The 20,946-nt window shown below is 72.1% G+C and carries 18 protein-coding genes; 13 read left to right on the forward strand and 5 right to left on the reverse strand.

From position 1 onward, the window contains the following. Window positions 1–834 (reverse strand): NAD(P)-dependent oxidoreductase (locus tag ITI46_RS13400; protein ID WP_209239745.1); only part of this gene is annotated, 834 nt, incomplete at its 3' end. A gap of 34 nt (window positions 835–868) precedes the next feature. Beyond that, window positions 869–1,060: a hypothetical protein gene (locus tag ITI46_RS13405; RefSeq protein WP_209239746.1), complete on the reverse strand. Its 192-nt coding sequence runs from the start codon at window positions 1,058–1,060 to the stop codon at window positions 869–871. 224 nt (window positions 1,061–1,284) lie between these two features. Here ITI46_RS13405 and ITI46_RS13410 point away from each other — a divergent pair, with 224 nt between their 5' ends. Next, a complete protein-coding gene (locus ITI46_RS13410; protein ID WP_209239747.1) occupies window positions 1,285–1,959 on the forward strand; it encodes an AIM24 family protein in 675 nt (224 codons plus the stop codon). A gap of 223 nt (window positions 1,960–2,182) precedes the next feature. On the opposite strand, the gene ITI46_RS13415 is transcribed toward ITI46_RS13410, so the two are convergent. Both ITI46_RS13415 and ITI46_RS13420 read right to left on the reverse strand, forming a co-directional pair. Beyond that, window positions 2,183–3,373, reverse strand: a complete 1,191-nt coding sequence (locus ITI46_RS13415; protein WP_209239748.1) for an NAD(P)/FAD-dependent oxidoreductase — start codon at window positions 3,371–3,373, stop codon at window positions 2,183–2,185. Then, window positions 3,370–3,726 carry a bifunctional 3-phenylpropionate/cinnamic acid dioxygenase ferredoxin subunit gene (locus ITI46_RS13420; RefSeq protein ID WP_209239749.1) on the reverse strand — a complete coding sequence of 119 codons (357 nt, stop codon included), beginning with the start codon at window positions 3,724–3,726 and terminating at the stop codon, window positions 3,370–3,372. Before ITI46_RS13420 ends, ITI46_RS13415 begins: the two co-directional genes overlap by 4 nt. 268 nt (window positions 3,727–3,994) lie before the next feature. Here ITI46_RS13420 and ITI46_RS13425 point away from each other — a divergent pair, with 268 nt between their 5' ends. From ITI46_RS13425 to ITI46_RS13450, 6 genes are all read left to right on the forward strand, one after another. Continuing rightward, the gene (locus ITI46_RS13425) at window positions 3,995–4,798 is read left to right on the forward strand and encodes an IclR family transcriptional regulator (protein ID WP_209239750.1); all 804 of its coding nucleotides are present in this window, start codon (window positions 3,995–3,997) and stop codon (window positions 4,796–4,798) included. 334 nt (window positions 4,799–5,132) lie between these two features. Further along, entirely contained in the window at window positions 5,133–6,218 is a 1,086-nt protein-coding gene (locus tag ITI46_RS13430) for an S-(hydroxymethyl)mycothiol dehydrogenase (protein WP_209239751.1), read from the forward strand. A 50-nt stretch (window positions 6,219–6,268) separates the two neighbouring features. Continuing rightward, the gene (locus tag ITI46_RS13435) at window positions 6,269–8,728 is read left to right on the forward strand and encodes a GcvT family protein (RefSeq protein WP_209239752.1); all 2,460 of its coding nucleotides are present in this window, start codon (window positions 6,269–6,271) and stop codon (window positions 8,726–8,728) included. A gap of 16 nt (window positions 8,729–8,744) precedes the next feature. Continuing rightward, window positions 8,745–9,944, forward strand: coding sequence for an N-methyl-L-tryptophan oxidase (gene solA / locus ITI46_RS13440; RefSeq protein WP_209239753.1), 1,200 nt, complete (start codon window positions 8,745–8,747; stop codon window positions 9,942–9,944). Then, window positions 9,941–11,062 carry an aromatic ring-hydroxylating oxygenase subunit alpha gene (locus ITI46_RS13445; protein WP_209239754.1) on the forward strand — a complete coding sequence of 374 codons (1,122 nt, stop codon included), beginning with the start codon at window positions 9,941–9,943 and terminating at the stop codon, window positions 11,060–11,062. Before solA ends, ITI46_RS13445 begins: the two co-directional genes overlap by 4 nt. 34 nt (window positions 11,063–11,096) lie before the next feature. Beyond that, on the forward strand, window positions 11,097–11,777 hold the full coding sequence (locus tag ITI46_RS13450; protein ID WP_209239755.1) for an HAD family hydrolase: 681 nt from the start codon (window positions 11,097–11,099) through the stop codon (window positions 11,775–11,777). A gap of 184 nt (window positions 11,778–11,961) precedes the next feature. Here the strand turns inward: ITI46_RS13450 and ITI46_RS13455 are convergent, their stop codons facing one another. Continuing rightward, complete coding sequence (locus ITI46_RS13455; RefSeq protein ID WP_247745928.1) at window positions 11,962–12,747, reverse strand: FadR/GntR family transcriptional regulator; 786 nt, start codon at window positions 12,745–12,747, stop codon at window positions 11,962–11,964. Window positions 12,748–12,942: 195 nt separating this feature from the next. Here ITI46_RS13455 and ITI46_RS13460 point away from each other — a divergent pair, with 195 nt between their 5' ends. The 6 genes from ITI46_RS13460 to ITI46_RS13485 are packed head-to-tail and all read left to right on the forward strand — an operon-like array spanning window position 12,943 to window position 20,713. Next, the gene (locus ITI46_RS13460) at window positions 12,943–14,178 is read left to right on the forward strand and encodes a M20 family metallopeptidase (protein ID WP_209239756.1); all 1,236 of its coding nucleotides are present in this window, start codon (window positions 12,943–12,945) and stop codon (window positions 14,176–14,178) included. Beyond that, window positions 14,175–15,626, forward strand: coding sequence for an aldehyde dehydrogenase family protein (locus tag ITI46_RS13465; protein ID WP_209239757.1), 1,452 nt, complete (start codon window positions 14,175–14,177; stop codon window positions 15,624–15,626). The genes ITI46_RS13460 and ITI46_RS13465 overlap by 4 nt, the downstream gene beginning before the upstream one ends. After that, entirely contained in the window at window positions 15,623–16,513 is an 891-nt protein-coding gene (locus ITI46_RS13470; protein ID WP_247745929.1) for an SDR family NAD(P)-dependent oxidoreductase, read from the forward strand. The genes ITI46_RS13465 and ITI46_RS13470 overlap by 4 nt, the downstream gene beginning before the upstream one ends. A 48-nt stretch (window positions 16,514–16,561) precedes the next feature. Next, window positions 16,562–16,858 carry a DUF3311 domain-containing protein gene (locus ITI46_RS13475; protein ID WP_209239758.1) on the forward strand — a complete coding sequence of 99 codons (297 nt, stop codon included), beginning with the start codon at window positions 16,562–16,564 and terminating at the stop codon, window positions 16,856–16,858. After that, a complete protein-coding gene (locus ITI46_RS13480; protein WP_209239759.1) occupies window positions 16,855–18,369 on the forward strand; it encodes a sodium:solute symporter family protein in 1,515 nt (504 codons plus the stop codon). The genes ITI46_RS13475 and ITI46_RS13480 overlap by 4 nt, the downstream gene beginning before the upstream one ends. Before the next feature lie 19 nt (window positions 18,370–18,388). After that, the gene (locus ITI46_RS13485; RefSeq protein ID WP_209239760.1) at window positions 18,389–20,713 is read left to right on the forward strand and encodes a penicillin acylase family protein; all 2,325 of its coding nucleotides are present in this window, start codon (window positions 18,389–18,391) and stop codon (window positions 20,711–20,713) included. Window positions 20,714–20,946: the final 233 nt, after the last annotated feature.

Here is a 20,946-nt window from a genome sequence, read left to right on the forward strand (position 1 = left end):
GTCCCAGGCCGGGGAGGTGGGCGGGGCCGGCTCCTCCGGCAGGACGTCCAGGACCGCGTGCGCCACCTGGCCCTGCTCCAGCGCGCGGGCGAGCGCGTCGGTGCGGACGGTCGCGCCCCGGCCGACGTTGAAGAAGGTCGCACCGGACATCGCCGCGAACAGCCCGGGGCCGAACAGGCCGCTCGTCTCGGGTGTGAGCGGCAGCGCGTTGACGACCCAGCGGGCCGCGGCCAGCGGCGCGGTCAGTTCGGCGGACGGGCCGCCGACGCCGTCCGGGGTGCCGAGCGCGACGACCTCGTCGAAGCCGGGCGCCGGGCGCGGGCTGCGGGCCACACCGACCGTGCGGACGCCGCAGCCGCGGAGCGCGGCACCGATTCCGGAACCGATGCTGCCGGTGCCGAAGACGACGGCGAGGGTGCCGTCGGCCAGCTCGGTGGGCAGCCGGTTCCAGGTGCGGGACTCCTGCTGGTGCAGGAAGGCGGGGATGTTCTGCAGCTCGGCCAGCGCCCAGGCCAGTACGTACTGACCGATCCGCTCCCCCATCCGGCCCACCGTGCGGGTCAGCAGCGTCTCCGGCGGCCATGGCGCGTGCGCCTTGAGCAGGGCGTCGACCCCGGCGTTGGTGCTGTGCAGCCACAACAGCCGTTCGCCGGGGGCGAGTTCCGGCAGTGTGGGGCCCACATGGACCCGCGGCCCGGCGCCGGTCCCGGTGGGCCGGCCGGTGATCTCCTCGACCCCCTCGCGTACCGCCGAGGGCAGGTCCGGATCCACGGTGACGACGGCGTCGCCGAGTTCCTGTCCGATCCGGTGCGCGTCCACGCCTGCCGTCGCCATCAGTTCCCCTCTTCGCTCCCCGGCCCGTGGCCCCTCACGACGACGCGGTGATGCGCCAGTTGCCGACCTCACGGTACTGCGAGTCGTAGACGGCCGAACCGTCGCCCGGCTCCAGCGCGTAGTGGCGCAGGTTGCCGCCCCAGTACCGCAGCGCCCGGCCCAGCTCAGCCGCGGCCTCCCCTTCGCCGCGCATGTCGCTCATATCGACCTCGAGCACGAACTTCACGTCCCGTCTCCTTCTTCAGGCTTCGCCGCGGCCATTCCCTGCCGCCGGCGCCTTCCATCGTTTCATTGAACTGCTTTTTGGGACTTGTGACCGCGAGTGCGCTGCTGGCAGGCGGCACCAAGGGAGAGAAGTCTCAAATCAGGTCAGGGGCTTCCGGCTTCGCGGAACCGGCCTCCCCGCGGAATTTCTGGAAGGAGCGGAGGATTCCGGGGGACGATGGCGCCATGCAGAGTGATCTCTTCGCTACGAAGAACATGGCGCAGCCCAGCCCCACGGCGGGAATGGAGCTGCAGAACGACAAGTGCGTGAAGTACACGGTGAACGGCGAGTGCTACGCGCGGCAGGGGTCGATGGTGGCCTGGCGGGGGAACCTTCGGTTCGAGAAGAAGGGCCAGGGGGTCGGCAACTTCCTCAAGCGCCAGGTCACCGGGGAAGGACTGGCGCTGATGTCGGTCAGCGGCCAGGGCGAGGCGTGGTTCGCGCACGAGGCGGAGAACTGCTTCATCATCGACATAGCGCCCGGCGACTCGCTCACCGTCAACGGCCGCAACGTGCTGGTCTTCGACGCCGGGCTGCACTACGAGATCGGCATCGTCAAGGGCGCGGGGATGGCCGGCGGCGGGCTGTTCAACAGCGTCTTCTCCGGCCAGGGCAGGCTCGGTGTCATCTGCGAGGGCACGCCGATCGTCATCCCGGTCTCGCAGCAGGCGCCGGTGTTCGTGGACACCGACGCCGTGGTGGGCTGGAGCGCCCAGCTGCAGACCTCGCTGCACCGCTCACAGAGCTTCGGCTCCATGATCCGCGGCGGTTCCGGCGAGGCGGTCCAGCTCCGGCTGGACGGAGAGGGCTTCGTCATCGTCCGCCCCAGCGAGAAACAACCGAGCACGGCGAGCAACTGACCCCTCCCGTGCAGGTGCCCCGCAATGTGGGCTGCGCTTGCCCACCCTGCGCCCTGGGGGTGCCCCCTGCTCGAAGAGCTTGGGGGGCAGACTGCCCAAGCTTCGCGGACAAGCCATCAAGGGGCGCGGGGAACTGCGCGACAAGCCACAAACAGCCCGCAGGCCGCGAAGGCGAGGCAGGGGTAGCCCCTCCCCGGAATCGGAGAGGGGCCCCGGCGACGGGTCAGGCCGCAACCATCCCGGCGCGAGCCAGCTCGCGCCGGGCCCGCATGAAGGGGCGCGGCCGGTTGGCCGCGAACACGGCCGTGGTGGCCCCCTCCCGCTCGTAGACGGCGAGGAAACTGCGGTCCTCCGGCGAGCCCTCCACCACCCGCACGGTGTCGCCCGGACCACGGCTGCCCGCGAGCTGGAGCCGCACGCCGTACTGGTCGGACCAGAAGTACGGCAGCGCTGTGTACGTCTCCACCGTCGTACCGGCCAGCAGATTGCGCACGGCGACGGCCGGGGCCTCCATGGCGCTGGTCCAGTGCTCGGCCCGGTGCCCGGCGCTGCGGGCCACATCGCCCACGGCCACCACACCCGGCACCGGGGTGACGCCGCCCGCGTCGCACACGACGCCGTCGTCCAGCGGCAGCCCTGAGCCTTCCAGCCAGCCGGTGGCGGGCCGTACGCCGATCCCCACCACGACCACGTCGGCCGGCAGGAACCGGCCGTCGGCCAGCTCGACCCAGCCGACCCGCCTCCGCCCGCCTGCTGCCTGAGTCGGCCGGTCGCCGTCCGGGTGCAGCGCGCGCACACCGGTTCCGGTGAGCAGGGCGACGCCGTGGTCGGTGTGCAGAGCGGCGCAGAACTCGGCGATCTGGGCGCCGAGTTGGGGCAGCAGTGGCTGCGCGGCGGCCTCGACGACTGTCACGTTGTGGCCGAGGGTGGCGCAGGACGAGGCGACCTCGGCGCCGATGAAGCCGGCGCCGATCACCACGACCCGCACCTGCCCCCGGCTGAGCTCCTCACGGAGCGCGGCGGCGTCGTCCAGAGTGCGCAGGGTGTGCACTCCCTCCAGCGGCTCGCCGGGCAGGGTGCGGGGCACCGCGCCGGTGGCCAGGACGACGCCGTCGGTGGACAGCCTGCGGCCGTCCGTGAGCGTGACCGTACGGGCGGGCGGGTCCAGGCCCTCGGCGCGGGTGCCCAGCAGCCAGTCGGCGTCCAGGTCGGCGATCTCCTCCGCGTCGGCGAGGGAGAGCCGCTCGGCGGTCACCGCGCCGGTCAGGAATTCTTTGGAGAGTGGAGGGCGGTCGTAGGGGCGATGGTGCTCCTCCCCTACGATCACGAGCCTGCCGTCGTAGCCCTCGGCGCGCAGCGCCAGCGCGGCATGGAGTCCTGCCAGGGAGGCGCCGATCACGGTGATGGTGTTCATGCGGCGCTCCCTTGTCCGGCCACAGCGGTGTGCGGCGCCTGTACGGCCCGGTCGGACTCGACATGTACCCATACGGTGCCGTCGAGCACGCTCACCGGGTGGGTGCGCACCGCCTTGCGAGCGGGGAGGCAGGTGGGACGGCCGGTGCGCAGGTCGAATGAAGCGGCGTGCAGCGGGCATTCGACCAGACAGCCCTCGAGCCAGCCTTCGGACAGGGACGCGTCCTGGTGGGTGCAGGTGTCGTCGATGGCGTAGAGCTCGCCGTCGGCGTTGAAGACGGCGATGGGAGGTTCGAGGTCGAGACGGACGGACTCGCCTTCGGGCAGGTCCTCAAGGCGGCAGACAGGGATCACTGTGGTTCACCTCACGAGCACGTTCGAGTGAGCAGGGTCAGTCGGCCCGGTGCCGGGTGGCCCGGAAAGGTGCGGGGGAGACGCGTCACTACTATCCGAGTTCCGCATCACGCACGATGGAGCGTGATGCGCAACAGAATCCAAGCGGGGAGGCTTCACGTCAAGCACTCGCCGACGACCTCCGCGGACACTCCGGGGAGAACGGCGCGCGGCCGCGCACCAGCAACCGGGAACCACAACCAGGCCAGCAGGCGGTGACGTTGAGCAGATGAGTGAAAAGACGGAGGACACAGGGACTGGCAAGCAGTCCAGAGGCGCGGCAGCTTCGGTCCAGTCGGTCGACCGCGCGGTGAGCGTGCTGGAGATTCTGGCCCGGCACGGCGACGCGGGTGTGACGGAAATCGCCGAGGAACTGGGCGTCCACAAATCGACAGCGTTCCGGCTGCTGGGCGTCCTGGAGGCCAGAGGGCTGGTCTCCCAGGAGCAGGACCGCGGCAAGTACTACCTGGGCCCCGGCGTGCTGCGCCTGGCCGGAGCGGCGGCTTCCCGGCTGGACATCTCGCAGGAGGGCGCGCCCGTCTGCCGCGAGCTGGCCGAGGACGCCGGGGAGACGGCGAACATCGCGGTCCTGGACGACGACGCCGCGGTCAACATCATGCAGGCGCGTGGCGCCTCCTCGGTCACCGCGCAGAACTGGCTGGGCAGACGGACCCCGCTGCACGCCACCTCCAGCGGAAAGGCACTGCTGGCGCACCAGCCGAAGTCCGTGCAGGAGAGCGTGCTGTCCCGGAAGCTGCCGCGGCTCACGGAGTCGACCGTGATCTCGCCGGCGGAGCTGCGTGCGGAGCTGAAATCGGTGGTCAAGACCGGTTTCGCGGTGGCGCGGGACGAGCTGGAGCTCGGCCTGCACGCGGTGGCGGCCCCGGTGCGGGCCCACGACGGGAAGGTCATCGGCGCGATCAGCGTCTCCGGACCGTCCTACCGGCTGGAGGAGGAACGGCTCCAGGAGGTGGCCAAACGCACGATGGCCGCCGCCCAGGACCTCTCCCGCCGCATGGGCTACGCCTACTGAGAGGTCCCGCGCCCCGTAAGGGGCGCGGGGAACTGCGCGACAAGCCACAAGCAATCCCGCAGCCCGCACACCACAGGCAGGGGCATCCCCTCCCCGAAACAACCTCGAAACAGCCGTCGAAAACTACAATTTTCTGACGGGGCATCAGCGCAGGCACCGCCCCGACCTCCCATAACTGCGGGTCCGGCCCCCGGCCGGACCCGCATCGCGTTTTTCTGACACCTCGTCATCAACCCGTGATCCACAACTCTTGACGGGCGAGGTTCGGCGTTCTCACTATGTCTCCCATAGCGCAACCAGTCGTGCACTACGCAACAAGCTGCGAGGTCTGGGAATGCCACACGAGGTCCGCGCTGTCGTCGCGATGAAGAAGGATGCCCCGGCCGAGGTGCAGACGGTCCTGGTACCGGACCCCGGCCCGGGAGAAGTCCTGGTCTCCGTCCAGGCATGCGGTGTCTGCCACACCGATCTGCACTACCGGGAAGGGGCCGTCGGCGACGACTTCCCGTTCCTCCTGGGCCACGAGGCCGCGGGCGTCGTCGAGCAGGCGGGCCCCGGCGTCACCGATCTGCGCCCCGGCGACTTCGTCGTGATCGCCTGGCGCGCACCATGCGGAAGCTGCCGCTCCTGCCGTAAGGGGCGGCCCTGGTACTGCTTCGACTCGCGCAACGCCCGGCAGCCGATGACGCTGCTGGACGGCACCCCGCTCAGCCCCGCGCTCGGCATCGGCGCGTTCGCCGAGAAGACGCTGGTGGACGCGGGGCAGGCCGTCAAGGTCGACCCGGCCGCCCGGCCTGAGGCAGCCGGGCTCATCGGCTGCGGCGTGATGGCCGGCTGGGGCGCCGCCGTGCACACCGGGGGTGTCTCCCGCGGGGACACCGTCGCCGTCATCGGCTGCGGCGGTGTCGGCAACGCGGCCATCGCAGCGGCCTCGCTCGCGGGGGCGCGCCGGATCATCGCCGTCGACATCGACGACAACAAGCTGGACGTGGCCACCCAGTTCGGGGCCACGCACAGCGTCAATTCGCGCGGCACCGATCCGGTCGAGGCCGTCCGCGAGCTGACCGGCGGTCACGGCGCCGACGTCGTCATCGAGGCCGTCGGCCGTCCGGAAACCTATCTGCAGGGCTTCGCGATGCGGGACCTGGCGGGCGTGCTCGTCCAGGCCGGTGTCCCGGCCCCGGACGTGACGATCGAGCTCCCGTTCCAGGAGCTCTTCTCGCGGGGCGGTGCCCTCAAGTCGTCCTGGTACGGGGACTGCCTGCCCAGCAGGGACTTCCCGGTCCTGATCGACCTCTATCTCAGCGGCAAGCTCGACCTGGGCGCCTTCGTCACGGAGACGATCGCGCTGGACGAGGTCGAGATCGCCTTCGAGCGGATGCAGCGCGGCAAGGTTCTGCGATCGGTGGTGGTCCTGTGAACAATATTCCTGAGGCGGCCGGGCACTCCACCACCTCGCAGGGAGTGCCCATGCGCGATGCGCGCGTCGTCATCGTCGGCGCCGGAATCGTCGGCTGCTCGCTGGCCGATGAGCTGACGGCGCGCGGCTGGCGCGATGTCACCGTGCTCGAGCAGGGCCCGCTGGCGGCGCCCGGTGGCTCCACCTCGCACGCCCCCGGCCTGGTGTTCCGTACCAGCCCTTCCAGGACGCTGACGCAGTACGCGCGCTACACCGTGGAGAAGTTCAGCTCCCTGCGCCACGCCGGGCGGCCGTGCTTCATGCCGGTGGGCGGTCTGGAGGTGGCCACCACTCAGGCCCGCTGGCTGGATCTGCACCGCAAGGCCGGGCTCGCCGCCTCCTGGGGCGTGGAGGGCGAACTGGTCGGGCCCGCACGGTGCGCCGAGCTCTTCCCGATGCTGGACCCGGACGCCGTGCTCGGCGGCTTCCACACCCCCGGCGACGGACTGGCCCGCGCCATCGACGCCTGTCTGGCCCAGATCGAGCGTGCCACCGGGCGCGGGGCCCGGTTCCTGGACCGGCACACCGTCACCGGCATCGAGCGCGAGGGCGGCAGGGTGACCGGTGTCGTCACCGACCGGGGCACCTTCCCTGCCGACCACGTGGTCTCGGCGGCCGGGTTCTGGGGGCCGGTGATCGGCGCCATGGCGGGCGTGGACGTACCGCTGCTGCCGCTCGCCCACCAGTACGCGAAGACGGCGCCGGTACCGCAGCTCGCGGGGGCCGGTGCCGACGGCACGGAGGCCGTCCGGCCCATCCTGCGCCACCAGGACCAGGACCTGTACTACCGGGAACACCTCGACCCGACGGGCGGCCCCGGCCGCATCGGCATCGGCACCTACGCACACCGTCCATTGCCCGTCGACCCGTACTCGATCCTGCCCTACGACCAGGCCCCCAAGATGCCGTCGTCGCTGCCGTTCACCGCGGACGACTTCGCGGACAGCTGGACGGAGACCGCACGGCTGCTGCCCGCGCTGGCCGGCTCCCAGGTGGAGGAGGGCTTCAACGGCGTCTTCTCCTTCACCCCGGACGGGATGCCGCTGCTGGGCGAGTCCAGCACGGTGCGGGGCTTCTGGCTCGCCGAGGCCGTCTGGGTCACGCACTCGGCCGGTGCCGCGCGGGCCGTCGCCGAGCTGATGACGGACGGCCGCACCACGGTGGACGTCCACGAGTGCGATCCGCACCGCTTCGAGAAGGCCCAGCGCTCCCCCGCGTACGTACGGGAGCGGGGTGAACGCAGCTTCGTCGAGGTCTACGACGTGATCCACCCGCTGCAGCCGCCCGGTCCCGGCCGCCCCCTGCGCACCAGTCCCTTCTACCCGAGGCAGCAGGAACTGGGCGCCCACTTCCTGGAGTCGGGCGGCTGGGAGCGGCCGCACTGGTACGAGGCGAACGCGCCGCTGGTGGACCGGCTCGGCCTGCGGCTGCCGGAGCGGGACAGCTGGTCGGCGCAGCACTGGTCGCCGATCGCCGCCGCCGAGGCGAAGCTGACCCGCGAGAAGGTCGCGCTGTACGACATGACCCCGCTGCGGCGGCTGGAGGTCACCGGGCCGGGCTCGCTCGCCTTCCTCCAGCGGATGACCAGCAACAACCTCAAGAAGCGTCCCGGATCGGTCACCTACACGCTGCTGCTGGACGAGGACGGCGGCATCCGCAGCGACCTGACCGCTGCCAGGCTGGGCCCCGACCGCTGGCAGCTGGGCGCCAACAGCCCAGCCGACCTGGACTGGCTGCTGCGGCACGCGCCCGAGGACGTACAGGTCCGGGACATCACCTCCGGCACCTGCTGCATCGGGGTGTGGGGGCCGCTGGCCAGGGAGCTGGTGCAGCCGCTGACCCCGGCCGACTTCTCGCACGAGGCGTTCGGCTACTTCAAGGCACGCCAGACCTATGTGGGACACGTCCCGGTGACCGCGCTGCGGGTCAGCTACGTCGGCGAGCTGGGCTGGGAGCTGTACACGGATGCGGACGTGGGGCTGCGGCTGTGGGACACCCTGTGGGAGGCCGGGCAGCGGCTCGGCGTCATCGCCGCGGGCCGCAGCGCCTTCAACAGCCTCCGGCTGGAGAAGGGGTACCGCGCCTGGGGCGCCGACATGACCACCGAGCACACCCCCGATGAGGCCGGCGTCGGCTTCGCCGTACGCCCCGCCAAGGGCGACTTCGTCGGGCGGGATGCGCTGGCGGCGCGCGGGGAGCCCACCAGGAAGCTGGTGTGCCTCACCCTCGACGACCCCGCCGCGGTCGTCATGGGCAGCGAGCCGGTGCATGTGGACGGGGTCGTCGCCGGCTATGTGACCAGTGCCTCGTACGGCTACAGCGTGGGCCGGTGCGTGGCCTACGCGTGGCTGCCGGCCGGCGCTGCCGAGCCGGGGACCTCGGTCGCCGTCGAGTACTTCGGCGAGAAGGTGGCGGCGACCGTCGCCGCGGAACCCCTGTTCGACCCGGAGATGGCCCGGATCCGCCGCTGAGCGCCGAGGAGCCCCAATGTCACATCCCCGCGATGTCATCGTCATCGGTCTCGGCGGCATGGGCAGTGCCGCCGCCTGTCACCTGGCCGCCCGCGGCCACCGGGTCCTCGGGCTGGAGCGCTTCGGTCCGGCCCACAACCGCGGCTCCAGCCACGGTGGTTCCCGCATGATCCGCCAGTCCTACTTCGAGGATCCCGGCTACGTTCCGCTGCTCCTCCGCTCCTACGACCTGTTCGCGAAGCTGGAACGCGACACCGGCCGCAGCATCGCCAACCTGTGCGGCGGTGTGATGGTGGGCCGCCAGGACAGCCAGGCCGTCGCCGGCAGCCTGCGCTCGGCCCGGCAGTGGGACCTCTCCCACGAGATGCTGGACGCGGCCGAGGTACGCCGCCGCTTCCCGACTCTCACACCGGCGGACGACGAGGTGGCGCTGTACGAGGAGCGCGCCGGTTTCGTCCGTCCGGAGGCGACCGTCACAGCGCATGTGCAGCTCGCCCAGCGGGCCGGTGCCGAGCTGCGGTTCGAGGAGCCGGTGACCCGGTGGGAGGTGCTGCCGGGCGGCAGAGGCGTACGGGTGCACACCTCGGACGACGTGTACACCGCCGGGCACCTGGTGGTCTGCCCCGGCGCGTGGGCGCCGCGGCTGCTCGCCGATCTCGGTGTCGGCTTCGCCGTCGAGCGGCAGGTCATGTACTGGTTCCACCCGCTGGGCGGCACAGCCGCGTTCACGCCTGAGCACCATCCCGTCTACATCTGGGAGGACGCGGACGGCGCGCAGTTCTACGGCTTCCCGGCGATCGAGGGCCCGGAGGGCGGGGTGAAGGCCGCCTTCTTCCGCAAGGGCTCGCTGTGCGATCCGGAGACCATCGACCGCACCGTCTCGGAGGCGGAGGCAGCGGCGATGGCCGCGCACCTGCGTACCCGGGTCCCCGAGCTGCCCGGGCGGCTGCGCAAGGCCGTCACCTGTATGTACACCACCACTCCCGACGAGCACTTCGTGCTGGCCCGGCATCCGGAGCACCCGGACGCGGTGACCGTGGCCTGCGGATTCTCCGGGCACGGCTTCAAGTTCGTACCCGTCGTCGGCGAGATCCTCGCCGACTTGGCGCTCGACGGCACCACCGAGCACCCGATCGACCTGTTCGACCCGCTCAGGGAACCCCTGAAGGCCCCGCACCGCCAGTTCGCCACTCCCGAGGGAGAAACCACGCCATGACGACCGTTGTCGGCAGCCTGCTGGCGACCCTGCCAGGAGACCGCTACACCGATCCGGAGAACTTCCGGCGCGAGCAGGAGCGCATCTTCGAGACCGAGTGGTTCTGCGCGGTCCGCTCGGCGGACCTGGACAAGCCCGGCGCCTACCGCACCGTTCAAGTGGGCAGGGAAAGCGTGCTGATCACCCGCAACCGGCGCGGTGAGCTGCGGGCCTTCCTCAACGTGTGCCGGCACCGCGGCGCCCGGCTGTGCACCGAGCAGGCGGGCGAGGTGCGGCGCAGCCTCCAGTGCCCGTACCACGCCTGGACCTACGACCTGGACGGCAAGCTGACCGCGGCCCCGAATCTGACGCGGATGCCGGACGTGGACCGTACCGCGTACGGGCTGCACACGGTGGCGCTGCGCGAGTGGCTGGGCTACGCCTGGGTGTGCCTGTCGGCCGAGCCGCCGTCGTTCGAGCAGACGGTGATGGGGGACGTCGCCGACCGGCTCGGCGGCACCGACGTGATCGGGCACTACGCGATCGAGTCGCTGGCCCTGGGCCGGCGCCACACCTACGACGTCGCGGCCAACTGGAAGCTCATCATCGAGAACTTCATGGAGTGCTACCACTGCGCCACCATCCACCCCGAACTGACCGACGTACTACCGGAGTTCGCCGACGGCTTCGCCGCGCAGTACTACGTGGGGCACGGGCCGGAGTTCGCCGCCGAGGCGGAGGGCTTCACGGTGGACGGCAGCGCGGGCTTCGACCGGCTGCCCGGCGTCCCCGACACCCACGACCGGCGCTACTACGCCATCACCATCCGGCCGCAGGTGTTCGTGAACCTGGTGCCCGACCATGTGATCGTCCACCGGATGTTCCCGATGGCCGAGGACCGCACGGTGATCGAATGCGACTGGCTGTACGCGCCGGAGGTGATCGCCGCGGGCGCCGACATCTCGCACTCCGTTGAGCTCTTCCACCGGGTCAACGTCCAGGACTTCGACGCCTGCGAACGCACCCAGCCCGCAATGGCCTCCCGCGCCTACCGGGACGGCGGCGTCCTGGTCCCCAGCGAACACCACATCGGTGACTTCCACACCTGGGTCACCGACCGGCTGACCGACCCGGGCTGAACACCCGCGCGTGAGCCATGATGGGGTGGGGCGCATGAACGGTGCGCCCCACCCCTCCCCCGCCGCCAGGGCACTCGCGGCGGCGCGGCTGGTGATCTTCGACTGCGACGGGGTGCTGGTCGACACGGAGCGGATCGGGCCCGAGGTCGTCGCCGCGATGGCGACCGAGGCGGGCTGGCCGCTGACCCCGGCCGACGTGCTGGAGAAGTTCCTGGGCACCCCCGAGCCGTATCTGCTGGCCCAGGTGCGCGCTCATGCCACGGTGCCCGTGGACGAGAGCTGGCTGGTGGAGTACCGCTCCCGGGTCGCCGCCGCGTTCGACGCGGCCCCGCACACGATGCCCGGCGTCCCCGAGCTGCTGGACGCGCTGGACGCGCGGGGCGTCCCGCACTGCGTCGCCAGCAGCGGCAGCCACGCGCGGATCCGCCACTCACTGACGGCTGCCGGCCTGTGGCACCGCTTCACCGGCCGGATCTTCAGCGCGGAGGACGTCCGCGAGGGCAAGCCCGCACCCGATCTGTTCCTGCACGCGGCCGCGGTCTGCGGTGTGCCGCCCGCGGAGTGCCTGGTGATCGAGGACAGCCCGGCGGGCGTCCGCGCCGCCCACGCCGCGCACATGCCGGTGCTCGGCTACACCGGCGGGCCCACCCCCGCCGCCTGGCTGGCCGACGCAAGCGCGGGCACCCTGACGGACCTCCACGAGCTCACCGTTTGACCACGGGCACCCGGCGTGGGGGCTGCGCTTGCCAGCCCTGCGCCTGGGGGTACCCCCTGCTCGAAGAGCTTGGGGGAGCAGACTGCCCAAGCTTCGCGGGGCAGCCATTCAGGGGCGCGGGGAACTGCGCGCGCAACCACAACACACCCGCAGCCTGCAACACACAACAAGGGGCAGCCCCTGCTCAGTCCAGCGCCGCCCTCAGCCGCTTTCGGTCCGGCTCCGGAAGATGCGGAGCATAGTGCTCGAACAGTGCCTCCCGGCCGAGGCGGGCCGCACGGGCCCCGTCCGCCCCACGAAGGGCAGCAAGGATCTCGCGGTGGTGGACAACCGAACGCCGCATCCACTCCCCCGCATCCCCATCCCGCTCCGCACGCACCAGCTCACCCTCGATCGCGCCCACGACCGCATCGTGGACCGCCCGCGCGCACAGCGCGAGCAGCGCGTTGCCGCTGGCCTCGGCGACGACGCGGTGGAACTGGGCGTCGGCCTCGCTGAAGGCGTGCGGATCGTGCGGGTCGCGCGAGACGCACTCCCCCATCGTGTCGGCCAACTCCGTCAGCCGGCGCAGATCCTCCTCCGTGTGCAGCCGAGCCGCGAGCCGGTAGCTCTCGGCGTCCAGCACCATCCGGAACTGGATCAGCTCGGCCGGCGAGGACAGATGAGAGCGGGCGAGCCGGCCGAGGGCGTGGCTGAGGGTGTCGGGTGAGACGCCCAGCACCTCGGCGCCCAGCGGATCGCCCGGCCGGGAGCGGATCAGCCCCGAGGACTGGAGGACCCGCAGCGCCTCACGGATGGTCGAGCGGCCCACGTCGAACTGGCGCACCAACTCCCGCTCGGCGGGCAGCCGGGAGCCGGGCGGCAGTTCGCCGGCGAGGATGCGGTCCTCGATCTGCTCGGCGACGCGCTGGTAGGCGCGCACCGGGCGCACCGGCTGGAATCCGATCTGGGCAGGGGACTCGGCCGACATCGGCGCCCTCTCTCGTGCGGTATGGCCCGTGCGTGCTGTGTTTCCCCTGCGTTTCCGGGTGTTGATTCTGTGCTCATCCCTTGACCGGGGCAGCAGCCTCCCAGCAGAGTACGGGCAATCAACTGGTCTGACCAGTCGCCTGGCCCGAACTGAAGGGCCGACGACGACTGGGCCAGGGACTTGGAGGTTCGTTCCATGCATTCCGGTCCCGGCGCTCTGCCGTGGGATTCCCTGCTCGACACCGAGGCGGCCATCGCCTTCACCCAGCAGCTGGTGCGGCTGCGCACCGTCAACTCCGAGGGCGCCGAGTCCGTCGAGAGACCGGCCGCCGAGCTGGTGTCGGAGCTGTTCACCCGGTTCGGCTGGGAGCACACCTTCTCGGAGGTGGCACCGGGCCGTCCCAACGTGGTCGCGGTCGTCGAGGGCGGCGGGGGCCCGGGCCCCACGCTGATGTTCGAGGGCCACACGGACGTGGTGACCGAAGGCGATCCGGCGGACTGGAGCGTGGACCCGTACGGCGCCGAGATCCGCGACGGGAAGATGTGGGGCCGCGGCACGGCCGACATGAAGTCCGGCGTGGCGGCGATGATCTACGGCGTGCGCGCCCTCCAGCAGGCAGGACCTTTCCCCGGCCGGGTGGTGCTGGGCGTCATGGCCGACGAGGAAGGCATGATGCTCGGCGCCAAGGCGTTCGCGGCCTCCCCGCTCGCCGCCGAGGTGGACGGCGTCATCGTCTGCGAGCCGGAGGGGTACGAGGTGTGCACCTCGGCGCGCGGCGGCATCCGGCTGCGGCTCGATCTGACGGGCGTGATGGCGCACGGGGCCATGCCGCAGGAAGGCCGCAGCCCGATCGCGGCGGGCGCCAGGATCGTGGAAGCACTCGGCGCCGTCCAGGAGTGGGCCACCGTGCGCTTCGGCAGCCATCCGCACGCCGGTGAGGTGACGGTGACCCCGACCGTCCTGCTGGGCGGCGACCCGGACCAGCTCAACGTCATCCCCGCGCACGGCGTCGTCGGCGTCGACGTACGGACCATTCCCGGCACCGACCACGCCGAGCTGACCGAGCGGATACGGACCACGGCCGAGCAGGCGGCGGAAGCCTTCGGGGTCGGCGTGCGGCTGACCGTGGTGGACGACCGGCCCGCCATCGAGATAGCCGAGGACCATCCCGTGGTCCGCGGGCTGGTCGCCGCGCACACCCAGGTGCACGGCTCCGCACCGGCGTTCGGCGCGGTGCCCGGCACCACCGACGGCACGATCCTCACCCGGGACGCCGGACTGCCCACCGCCGTCTACGGCCCGGGCGGCAAGTGGATCGCGCACCAGAAGGACGAGTTCGTCGAAGTGCGCGAGATCGGTGAGTACGCCCGGGTGTACGCGGCAGCGGCCCAGCACTTCCTCACCGCGGGGAAGGACGGTGCTGCGGCGTGAACCTGTGGCAGGGCAAGGAGTTCCCGGACGGACTGCCGGTGGGCGGGAGCTGGGTTGCGGCACCGGACCACCAGGTCGTCTCGTTCCCGTACGACTCAACTCCCGTGGCGCAGGCCCCGGTCGGTGACCCGGAGCTGGCCCGGCAGGCGGTCGAGCACGCCGCCGCGCTGCGCCGCGAGGTCGCGGCGCTGCCCACCCGCACCCGCCGCGCCGTCCTCGCCGGGGTTGCCGAAGCGCTGGAGGGTGTGGCGGCGGGCATGGAGGAGCTGCTGGTCCTGGAGACCGGCAAGCCGCGCGTCGACTGCCGTACGGAGGTGACCCGTGCCGTCGCCACCTGGCGGGCGGCGGCCGACGAGGTGGTGCACATCCACGGTGAGACGGTGCCGCTGGACGGGCTGCCGTCCGGGGACGGGATGACCGGCTTCTGGACGCGGCGTCCGGTCGGGGTCGTCGTAGGGATCGCCGGGTTCAACTATCCGATGATGCTGGCCACCCACAAGATCGCGCCCGCGCTCGCCGCGGGCTGCCCCGTGATCGTCAAACCCGCACCGGCGACCCCGCTGGCCACGCTGTGGCTGGTGAATCTGGTACGCGAACGGCTGATCGCCGAGGGGGCACCGGCCGGTGCGGTGCAACTGGTCACCGGTGATGTGGAGGTGGGCCGCACCCTCACCACGCACGAGGCGGTCGCCGCGGTCTCGTTCACCGGCTCGGCCGCCGTGGGGCACCGCATCGCGAAGGACGCGGCGCCCCGCAAGGTGGTGCTGGAGCTGGGCTCCAACGCCGCGCTGGTCGTCGCGGCCGACGCCGATCTGGACGCCGCCGCCGACGCGGTGGTGCGCGGCGGCTACTACGCCTCGGGGCAGGCGTGCATCGCCGTCCAGCGGGTCATCGCCGAGGCGCCGGTCGCCGCCGAGCTGGAGCGGCGGATCGCCGCGCGGCTGGCGTCGGTACCGGTGGGCGACCCCCGCGAGGAGAGCACCCGGGTGGCGGCGCTCATCGACGAGGCGGCGACCGGGCGGGTGCTGGCGTGGGTGGAGCAGGCCCGCGCGGCGGGCGCACGGCTGGTCGCGGGCGGCGAGCGTGCGGGCCGCTGTCTGACACCCGCGCTGCTGGCCGAGGTGCCGGACGGCCAGCCGGCCTGGGACGAGGAGATCTTCGGCCCGGTCGTCTGCCTGCGCTCGGTACCCGATCTGGACGCCGCCTTCGCCACCGTCGACGCGAGCCGCTACGGGCTGCACGCGGCGGTTTTCACCCACCGCCTCGATGTCGCGTTCCGCGCGCTGGACGAACTGAACGTGGGCGGCGTGGTGATCAACGAAGTGCCGGGCTACCGCTGCGATGTCGCCCCCTATGGCGGCGTCAAGGACTCCGGCATCGGGCGGGAGGGCCCGCGGTTCGCGATCGAGGAGCTGACGGTGACGAAGATGGCGGTGATCAAGCCATGAGCCCGGGCAACGGCCAGGCCGGCGGGAACGGCCGGGCAGCCGGGGACGCCCAGCCCGGCAAGAACAACCAGCCCGGCGAGAACGCCCAGGTCGGCGAGAACAGCCAGCCCGGCGAGGTGGATTACAGCCGGCTGTTCCGGCTCGACCGGCGGCGGGTGGCCGTGGTCGGCGGCGCGAGCGGCATCGGCCGGGAGGCGGTACGTGCCCTGGCGGCGCACGGCGCCCAGGTCGTGGTGGCCGACCGCGACGCGGCCGGCGCCGCGGAGACCGTACGGCTGGCGGGCCCCGGCGCCTCCCCGTACCCCCTGGACGTGCTGGACGAGGAGGCGCTGGCCCGGGCCGCCGCCGACTGGGGCCCGCTGGACGGGCTCGTGGTGACCGTCGGCGTCAACGTGCGCAAGCGGATCGCGGACTACACGGTGGCCGAGTTCGAGCGGGTGATCGCGCTGAACCTGCGGGCGCACTTCTCGCTGGTGCGGGCCTGCGCCCCGGCGATGGCGGAGCGCGGCCGCGGCTCGGTCGTCTCCCTCGCCTCCATGCGCGCCTTCCAGGTGGAGCCGGGCCAGGGCGTGTACGCGGCCGCCAAGGCGGGCCTCGTCCAGCTGCTGCGCACCGCGGCGGCCGAATGGGGGCCGCAGGGCGTGCGGTTCAACGCCGTTGCGCCCGGCGTGGTGCGCACGCCGCTCACCGACCAGATCGCCGCGGACGCCGAGTGGTACGACGCCTATGCGCGGGCCTCGGCGCTGCAGCGGTGGGCGCGGGCCGACGAGATCGCCGGCGCCGTGGTGTATCTGCTCTCCGACGCCGCCACGTTCGTGACCGGCAGCGTGCTGACTGTGGACGGCGGATGGACCGCCGTCGACGGGCGGTACGACCCCGCCGTGTGACTCCCATGCCGTTACGCACCGTCCCCTTCCCCCGAGGAGCACCCCGCGATGTCCGAGCACCACCCTGCCCCGGGCGAGGACCCCCTCGCCGGGCTCCCCCGTACCAGAGCCAGGCGCCCGGCGCTGTGGCTCCTGCTCATCCCGGCCGTCCTGTACTGCGCGGCCCCTCTCGTGGCCAACCGCATCGAACCCCGCATCGCGGGGCTGCCGTTCCTGCTGTTCTGGATCGTCGCCGCGACGGTCGTCAGCCCGCTCATCATCTGGCTGGTCTCGCGGCTCGACCCCGCCTTCAAAGAGGGCGCCCTCGAACCTCTTCCCGTCGACGACCAGGAGGGCGCGCGATGAGCGGATCAGCGGCGATCGCCACGACGATCTTCGGCCTCGCCATGGCGGCGACCCTCGCCATCGGGGTGCTCAGCGCCCGGGGGCGGGACAAGGGCATGGCCGAGTGGTCGGTCTCCAGCCGGGGCCTGGGCGTGCTGTTCATCTGGCTGCTGATGGCGGGCGAGACCTACACCAGCTTCTCGTTCCTGGGCACGGCAGGCTGGTCGTACTCGATGGGCGTGCCGATCCTCTACCTCGTCGCCTATCTGACGACCGGCTTCGCGGTGGCGTACGTGGTGGGCCCGGCGCTGTGGACGTACGCGAGCCGGCACCGGCTGCTGTCCATAGCCGACATGGCCGAACACCGGTTCCGCTCCCGGCCGGTGGGGATATTGGTGGCCGTCACGGCGACCGTTTTCATCGTTCCCTACGTGCAGGTGCAGATCCAGGGCATGGGGGTGGTGGTGAACGCGATGACGTACGGCAGCGTCGATCTGCATGTCGCCGCCGTGATCTCCTTCGTCGTCGCCGAGGCGTTCATCCTCGTCTCCGGGCTGCGCGGCTCGGCGTGGGTGAGCGTGCTGAAGGACGTGCTCGTCATCGTGGCTGTGGTGTTCCTCGCGGTGTGGGTGCCGCTGCACTACCTTGACGGATACGGGGACTTCATGACGCGGATGGTCGAGGAGAAGCCGCAGTGGCTGACCTTCCCCGGCCATGAGTCGGGCGGGCTGAACGGCACCTGGTTCGTCTCCACGCTGCTGCTGAACGCCGTGACGATCTCCATCTTCCCCACCACGGTGGCCGGTTACCTCAGCGCCAAGAGCCCCAACGCGCTGCGCCGCAACGCGCTGCTGCTGCCCTGGTACCAACTGCTGCTGTTCATCCCGATGATGGTCGGCGCCGTCGCGCTGTTCGCGCTGCCCACGCTGGACAACCCGGACCTGGCGCTGTTCCGGCTGGTGACCGACTCGCTGCCGTCGCCCGTCGTCGCGGTGATCGGGGTGGCGGGTGCGCTGTCGGCCATCGTGCCGATGAGCGTGTTCATGCTGGCCATCGGCACGCTGTGCGGCCGTACGCTGCTCGGCGGCGGCAACGGCTCCGACCCGCGCAGCCGCGCCGCGGGCTCGCGCCCGGGCAGCGCCGACGACGTACGGATCAAGCGGCTGTCCCAGCTGGTGTGCTTCGTGGCCGGGCTCGTGGCCCTGCTGGGCGCGCTCTTCCTCCCGAACACCCTGGTGAAACTGTCGGTCATCTCCTACGAAGGGCTGGCCCAGCTGGTGCCGCTCGCACTGTTCGCGCTCTTCTGGCGGCGGCTGACCGCCGTGGCGGGCGTCGCGGGCATGCTGACCGGCACCGGAGTGGTACTGCTGCTGTGGTGGACGGACAACGACCCCTGGCACGGGATCAACGGCGGCGTCCTGGGGCTCGCGGCCAATCTGCTGGTGGCCGCCGCACTCACCTACGCCCGGCCGTCCACGCCCGTCACGGCGCCGGCACGGCAGACCCCGTCGCCGGAGCAAGAACCGGCGTGACCCCCGAGGAGGCACGAGCGTGGACGTGACCAGGTACGAGGTCCCCGGGCTGGAGCGGCCCGTCGAGATCCTGGTGGACCGCTGGGGCCTACCGCATCTGTACGCCGCCTCCCGGGCCGACCTCTTCCTGGCACAGGGCTTCAACGCGGCCCGCGAGCGGCTCTTCCAGCTCGACCTGTGGCGGCGGCGCGGTCTGGGGCTGCTGGCCGAGGTGTTCGGCGAGCAGTACGTCGAGCACGACGGGGCGGCCCGGCTGTTCCTGTACCGGGGCGAGATGGCCGAGGAGTGGGCCGCGTACGGGCCCGGGACGGAGGAGATGGCACGCTCCTTCGTCGCGGGGCTCAACGCGTATGTGGCGCACGCGCTCGCGGCCGGTTCCCTCCCGCCGGAGTTCGCCACGCTCGGCCATACGCCGTCGTACTGGCACCACGACGACCTGGCCCGCATCCGCACACACGGCCTCTTCTACAACGTGCGCGAGGAGGTGGCCCGGGCCCGCACGCTCCGCGACTTCGGCCCCGAGGTGGAGGAGCTGCGCAAGGCCCGCGAGCCAGAGGGCCACCGACTCCGCGTCCCCGAGGGCCTGGACCTTGAGGTCATCCCCGACGACGTGCTCCGCGTCTACGACCTGGCCACCGTCCCGCCCTGGGACACCGGCACCCCGCCCCGCCAGGGCCTGGACGGCAGCAACAACTGGGTGCTGGCGCCCTCCCGCACCGCCACCGGGCGGCCCCTGCTGGCCAACGACCCGCACCGCGCCGTCACCCTCCCCTCGCTCCGCTACCTCGCCCATCTGTCCGCGCCCGGGCTTGACGTGATCGGCGCCGGCGAACCGGCACTGCCGGGGGTCTCCATCGGGCACAACGGCCGGATCGCGTTCGGGTTGACGATCTTCCCGATCGACCAGGAGGACCTCTACGTCTACCGCACCCGGCCCGGTGACCCGCACTCCTACGCGTACGGGGACGGCTGGGAGCCGATGACGTGCGTGACCGAGGAGATCCCCGTCCGGGACGCGGAGCCGGTGCGGGCCCGGATGTGGTTCACCCGGCACGGGCCGGTCATCCGCGAACGCCCGGAAAGGCGGGCCGCGTTCGCTGTCCGGGCCGCCTGGCTGGGCCCCGGGATGGCGCCGTATCTGGGCAGCGCCGGCTATATGGGCGCCGAGAGCCCGGAGGCGTTCCTCGCGGCGATGCGCCGCTGGGGCGCTCCGGGTGAGAACCAGGTGTACGCGGCGACCGACGGGACGGTCGGCTGGCGCCCGGCCGGACGGGTCCCGCGGCGGCGCGGCTGGGACGGCACGCTGCCGGTGCCAGGCGACGGGCGCTACGAGTGGAACGGCTTCCTGGACGCCGACGAGCTGCCGCACGAACGCGCCCCCGAGCAGGGCTGGTTCGCCACCGCGAACCAGCTCAATCTGCCGCCCGACTACCCGCACACCGAGCGGCCCGTCACCCACGACTGGTACGCGCCCTTCCGCTACCAGCGGTGCGCCGAAGCCCTCGCGGCGCGGCACGACTGGACCGCCGAGGACTGCGTACGGCTCCAGACCGACTACGTCAGTCTTCCCGCGCGGCGCGTGCTGCCGCTGCTGTCCGGACTGGGGAGCGCGGACCCCCGGGTGCGGAGAGGGCTGGCGCTGCTGCGCGGCTGGGACGGCGAGCTGCGCGCCGACTCGGCCGCCGCCGCGCTGTTCGAGGTGTGGTTCCGGCGGCATCTGCGGCCCGCGCTGCTGCGGCGGGCGCTGAGCGGGCTGGTGCCGGCGGAGCGGCTGGAGGAGGCGCTGGCGCGGGTGTTGCCGGTGGAGGGTGACTCGGGCGACCCGCGTGTCGAACTCCGGCTTTTGGGTGCGCCCGATCCGGACGGCGAGCGCGCGCAGTTGCTCCTGACCAGCCTCGGTACAGCCGTGACAGCCGTCGCCGGACTGCTGGGCGAGGACCCGGACGGCTGGTCCTGGGGCGCCCTGCACCGGGCTGAACTGCACCATCCAGTGGCCCGGCTGCTGGCCCGCCAGGGAGTGACGGAGGCTCCCGGCTGGTGCGGCCTCGGCCCCCTCCCCCGTGGCGGGAGCGGCGACACGGTGGGCGCCGCCGCGTACTTGCCCGACTTCCGGCAGAACGCCGGGGCGAGCTTCCGGATGGTGGTGGATGTCGGCGCCTGGGACAACTCCCTCGCCATGAACTCCCCCGGCCAGTCCGGCGACCCGCGCTCCCCCCACTATGCGGATCTCTTCGAGGACTGGGCCGCGGATGGGGCGTTCCCTCTCGTCTACTCCCGCCCCCGCGTGGAGGCGGAGACGGTGCGGCGTCTGGTCCTCTCCCCGGTCGCTGCGGCCTTGAACTGACCGGCTCAAGTGCGTCGGGGGACGGGGGCTGCCACGCGGCGGAGTTCGGGGGCATAGCGATAGAGCATGATCGGGGGTTCGCCCGGACCCGTAACGACCCTCAACCGGTAAATGTACGGGGCCGGTCCGGTCACCTGAACGATCTCCCCGGTGCGGCCACTCTTCACGTCCCTCGCGGTGTCGCCGACCTGCCACATGTCACAACCCGCCCGGAAGCCCGCGCAGTCCGGGCC

Source organism: Streptomyces oryzae, from assembly GCF_017676365.1.
GTDB classification, from domain to species: domain Bacteria; phylum Actinomycetota; class Actinomycetes; order Streptomycetales; family Streptomycetaceae; genus Streptomyces; species Streptomyces oryzae.